Source organism: Clavibacter lycopersici (assembly GCF_003576405.1).
GTDB classification, from domain to species: Bacteria; Actinomycetota; Actinomycetes; order Actinomycetales; family Microbacteriaceae; genus Clavibacter; species Clavibacter lycopersici.
This window is the reverse complement of record NZ_QWGT01000206.1, coordinates 1-5010: the sequence shown is the minus strand read 5'-3', so window position 1 is coordinate 5010 and position 5010 is coordinate 1. Positions and strand designations below refer to the sequence as shown.

Sequence of the window (5010 nt, the reverse complement as noted above, 5' to 3'; positions counted from 1 at the left end):
CGCTGCTCGACGCCTGGGGCCTCGCCGACGACGCGCTGGGCCTCGAGGAGTTCGGCCTCCGTGTCGTCGAGGCGACCGCGGGGCGCGCCGGCATCGTCAAGCCGCAGGTCGCGTTCTTCGAGCGCCACGGATCCGCCGGGTACGCCGCCCTCGAGCGCGTGCTCGCCGCCGCGCGCGACGCCGGCCTCCTCGTGATCGCCGACGCCAAGCGCGGCGACATCGGCTCCACGGTCGACGCGTACGGCGCCGCCTGGCTCGCGCCCGACAGCCCGCTGCGCGCTGATGCCGTCACGCTCACCGCCTACACGGGCGTCGGATCCCTCGACGGCGTGCGCGCTGCCGCGGACGCGTGGGGCGCGGGCGTCTTCGTCCTCGCCGCCACCTCGAACCCGGAGGCGCGGGACCTGCAGCGCGCCCTGCTGCCCGGTGCTGGATCCGACTCGGCCGGCCGCACGGTCGCCCGCGGGATCCAGGACGCCGCGGTCGCCGCGAACGGCCCGCTCGACGATCCGGCGGCCGATCCCGGCTCCTTCGGCCTGGTCGTCGGCGCCACGGTCGACGCCGCCGACGCCGGGCTCGACCTCGCGCAGCTCGTCCGCACGCCGATCCTCGCGCCCGGCTTCGGCCACCAGGGCGCGCTGCTCGGCGATGTCCGGAAGCTGTTCGGCCCGGCTGCCGGCGTTGTGATCGCGGCCGCATCGCGGAGTATCCTCACGGCAGGGCCACGGCGTGTCGCGGAGGCCGTCACCGATCACGCCGGACGACTCGAAGAGGTGCTGCCATGAGGCCCGAACCACCCGAGGTCGACCGGGTAGCCGCCTCCCAGGCCGCCGTCGCCGCCCGCCGCGCACGAGCGCTGGTGAAGCACGACATCGTCACGGGGGAGCGCACGCCGCTCGGCGTGCTCGACGCGTCCGCCGACCCCGGCCACCGCGCCGAGGCCACGCTCCGCGTCACCGAGTTCCTCACGAGCATCCCGAACATCGGCCCCACCAAGCTCGAGCGGATCCTCGGCGACCTCGGCATCTCCACCGCGAAGCGCCTCGGCGGCCTCGGCGTGCACCAGCGCGTGCGCCTCACGCGCTTCCTCGAGGAGTGGCAGGCGGCGAAGCAGATCGTGGAGCCGAGCCGGCTCGTCGTGCTCGCGGGTCCCACCGCCGTGGGCAAGGGCACGGTCTCGACCTTCATCCGCGAGAACGAGCCCGACGTGCTCCTCTCGGTGTCCGCCACGACGCGCGCTCCGCGTCCCGGCGAGGTCGAGGGCGTCAACTACTACTTCGTCTCCGACGCCGAGTTCGACCGGATGGTCGACGAGGGGGAGCTGCTCGAGTGGGCCACGGTGCACAACGCGCACCGCTACGGCACGCCGCGCGCGCCCATCGACGCCGCGCTGGCCGAGGGCCGCAGCGTCCTCCTGGAGATCGACATCCAGGGCGCGCGCCAGGTGAAGGCCGCGATGCCCGAAGCCCGCCTCGTGTTCCTGCTGCCGCCCACCTGGGAGGAGCTCGTCCGCCGCCTGGTCGGGCGCGGCACCGAGGGACCCGAGGAGCAGCAGCGTCGGCTGGACACCGCGAAGGTCGAGCTGGCCGCGCAGGACGAGTTCGACCACCTCGTCGTCAACCGCGATGTCGCGGATGCCGCACGCGAGGTCGTAGACTTGATGAGATCCAGGAAGGCCGTCGGTCCATGAAGCGGACCTGCACGGCCTTCTTCCATGCAATGAGGAAGCGGCACATCCATGGTTGACAAGACCCAGGGCATCATCGACCCGCCCATCGACGAGCTCCTCTCGAAGGTCGACTCGAAGTACGCGCTCGTGATCTTCGCCTCCAAGCGGGCTCGCCAGATCAACGACTACTACGCCGACCTGCACGAGGGCAGCCTGTTCGACAACGTCGGACCGCTCGTCGACTCCACCATCGACGACAAGCCCCTCTCGGTCGCGATGCACGAGATCAACGAGGACAAGCTCGTCGCCACGCCCATCGTGGAGCCCGCGGCCTCCTAGCCGCACCGCCCCCGGATGACCCGCGCCGACCGCACGCCGCACGCCCTCCCCGCCACGCAGCCCCGGAGGGCCGCCGCGTGATGGTGGTCGTGGGCATCACGGGCGGGATCGCGGCCTACAAGGCCGTCGGCGTGGTCCGGGGCCTCGTGCTCCTCGGCCACGACGTGCACGTCGTGCCCACCGAGGCGGCGCTCCGCTTCGTGGGGAAGCCCACGCTCGAGGCCGTCAGCCGGAACCCCGTCACGAGCGATCTCTACGACGGGGTCTCCGAGGTCCGCCACGTGGCGCTCGGCCAGAGGGCCGACCTCATCGTCGTCGCGCCGGCCACCGCGCACACGCTCGCCGCCATGGCCCTGGGGCTCTCGGACGACCTGCTCGGCACCACCATCCTCGCCAGCCGGGCGCCGCTCGTCGTCGCCCCCGCGATGCACACCGAGATGTGGCAGCATCCGACGACCCAGGCCAACGCGGCCCTCTTGCGCTCCCGCGGCGCCACCCTCGTCGGCCCGACGTCGGGCCGCCTCACCGGCACCGACTCCGGGCCCGGCCGCATGGCCGAGGTGGAGGACGTCATCGCCGCCGCCCTCGCCGCGGTCCGCCCCGGCGGGCGCGACCTCGAGGGACGCCGCGTGCTCGTCAGCGCGGGCGGCACGCGCGAACCGCTGGATCCGGTGCGCTTCCTCGGCAACCGCTCCTCCGGCCGCCAGGGGGTCGCCCTCGCCGCCGCCGCGCGCGACCGCGGCGCCGACGTCGTGCTGGTCGCCGCCCACCTCGAGGTGCCCGCGCCGACGGGTGTCCGCGTCGTGCCCGTCTCGACCGCGCTCGAGCTCTCCGACGCCATGGTGGGCGAGGCCGAGGACGCCGACGTCGTCATCATGGCCGCGGCCGTCGCCGACTACCGGCCCGTCGCGGTCTCCGCGGGCAAGATCAAGAAGGAGGATGCGGGCGACGCGCTCTCCGTCGAGCTCGTCCGGAACCCGGACATCCTGCAGCGCCTCGCCTCCGACGCCGCCGTGCCGCGGGCCGACGGCACCCGCCCGATCGTCGTCGGCTTCGCGGCCGAGACCGAGGAGGACCCGGCGGAGCTGCTCAGGATCGGACGCGCGAAGCTCCAGCGGAAGGGCTGCGACCTGCTCGTCCTCAACAGGGTCGGGTGGTCCGAGGGGTTCGCCACGGAGGGCAACACGATCACGGTGCTCGCGAGGTCCGGCGATACACTCGTGGAGGCCTCCGGCTCCAAGGAGCAGGTCGCCCATCGAATTCTCGACGTAGTGGGCGCGCCGGCGCCGCAGTAGCGAACGGCGCGCGACCACGCGATCCCCCTGGAGCGACCCCGTGACCGACCTGCGCCTGTTCACCTCCGAGTCCGTCACCGAGGGCCACCCCGACAAGATCTGCGACCAGATCTCGGACAGCATCCTCGACGCGCTCCTCACGCAGGACCCGACGAGCCGCGCCGCCGTCGAGACGCTCGTCACCACGGGCCTCGTGCACGTCGCGGGCGAGGTCACCACGAGCGGGTACGTCGACATCCCGCAGATCGTGCGCGACCGCATCCGGGACATCGGCTACGACTCCTCCGAGGTCGGCTTCGACGGCAGCAACTGCGGCGTCACGGTGTCCATCGGCGCGCAGTCGCCCGACATCGCGCAGGGCGTCGACCGCTCGTACGAGTCGCGCTCCGGATCCGCGTCCACCGACGCGCACGACCTCCAGGGCGCCGGCGACCAGGGCCTCATGTTCGGCTACGCGTCGCGCGACACCCCCGTCTTCATGCCGCTGCCCGTCTACCTCGCGCACCGCCTCGCCGAGCGCCTCGCGGCCGTCCGCCACTCGGGCGAGCTCGCGTACCTCCGGCCCGACGGCAAGACGCAGGTCACCATCGGCTACGACGGGCTCGTCCCGCGCACGGTCGACACCGTCGTGCTCTCCACCCAGCACGGCCCGCAGGTGTCCCAGGAGGACCTCCGCCGCGAGGTCGAGGAGCACGTGATCCGCCCCGTGCTCGCGCAGGCCGCGGAGATCGGCATCGAGCTCGACTCGCGCGACGCGACCCTGCTCATCAACCCCACCGGCAAGTTCGAGATCGGCGGGCCCAAGGGCGACGCGGGGCTCACCGGACGCAAGATCATCGTCGACACCTACGGCGGCTTCAGCCGCCACGGCGGCGGCGCGTTCAGCGGCAAGGACCCGTCGAAGGTCGACCGGAGCGCCGCGTACGCCATGCGCTGGGTCGCGAAGAACGCGGTCGCCGCTGGCCTCGCCGACCGGCTCGAGGTGCAGGTCGCGTACGCCATCGGCAAGGCCGCGCCCGTCGGCCTGTACGTCGAGGCGTTCGGCACCGCGCACGTGCCGGAGGAGCGCATCGTGCGCGCCATCCGCGAGGTCTTCGACCTGCGGCCCGCCGCGATCGTCGAGCGGCTCGACCTGCTCCGCCCCATCTACGCGCAGACCGCCGCCTACGGGCACTTCGGCCGCGAGCTGCCGGACTTCACCTGGGAGGCGCTCGACCGTGTCGCCGACCTGCAGAGCGCCGCGGGCCTCTGACGCGCCGCGCCGCCCGGGTCCCGGCATGACCGGGGGCGGCAGGTGAGCGCGCCGGATCCGGTCGGCGCGCGCCCGCCCGTCGTGCGGGTCATGGTCGACTCGCCGCTGCCGCAGCTCGACCGGCTGTTCGACTACGCCGTGCCGGAGGCGCTCCGGGAGACGTGCCTGCCCGGCGTCCGCGTGCGCGTGCCGCTGCGCTCGGCGGGGCGCGTGGCCGACGGCTACGTCATCGAGGCGGGCGACGGGCAGGGGTACGACGGGAAGCTCAGCGAGGTGGAGCAGGTCGTGTCGCCGCTGCCCGTGCTGCGACCCGAGATCTGGACGCTCGCGCGCGAGGTCGCCGACCGGCAGGCCGGGACCGCGTCCGACGTGATCCGGCTCGCCGTGCCGCCGCGCCAGGTGCGCGTGGAGAAGGCGCACCTCGCGGCGCGGGCGGCGGCCGAGGCCGACGAGAC

6 protein-coding genes are annotated in these 5010 nt (G+C 73.7%); all 6 read left to right on the top strand.

All coding sequences use genetic code 11. The features are described 5' to 3' along the window. Positions 1–2: 2 nt before the first annotated feature. Positions 3–785, top strand: a complete 783-nt coding sequence (gene pyrF / locus DZG00_RS12170; RefSeq protein ID WP_233550131.1) for an orotidine-5'-phosphate decarboxylase — start codon at positions 3–5, stop codon at positions 783–785. Next, a complete protein-coding gene (gene gmk / locus DZG00_RS12165; protein ID WP_119382334.1) occupies positions 782–1690 on the top strand; it encodes a guanylate kinase in 909 nt (302 codons plus the stop codon). Before pyrF ends, gmk begins: the two co-directional genes overlap by 4 nt. A gap of 48 nt (positions 1691–1738) precedes the next feature. After that, entirely contained in the window at positions 1739–2008 is a 270-nt protein-coding gene (rpoZ, locus tag DZG00_RS12160; protein WP_012038467.1) for a DNA-directed RNA polymerase subunit omega, read from the top strand. Between the two features lie 77 nt (positions 2009–2085). Next, positions 2086–3303 carry a bifunctional phosphopantothenoylcysteine decarboxylase/phosphopantothenate--cysteine ligase CoaBC gene (coaBC, locus tag DZG00_RS12155; RefSeq protein WP_119382335.1) on the top strand — a complete coding sequence of 406 codons (1218 nt, stop codon included), beginning with the start codon at positions 2086–2088 and terminating at the stop codon, positions 3301–3303. Between the two features lie 40 nt (positions 3304–3343). Beyond that, on the top strand, positions 3344–4555 hold the full coding sequence (gene metK / locus DZG00_RS12150; RefSeq protein WP_119382336.1) for a methionine adenosyltransferase: 1212 nt from the start codon (positions 3344–3346) through the stop codon (positions 4553–4555). A gap of 90 nt (positions 4556–4645) precedes the next feature. Further along, on the top strand, positions 4646–5010 hold a 365-nt coding region (locus DZG00_RS12145; RefSeq protein WP_445986051.1), incomplete at its 3' end, for a primosomal protein N' family DNA-binding protein.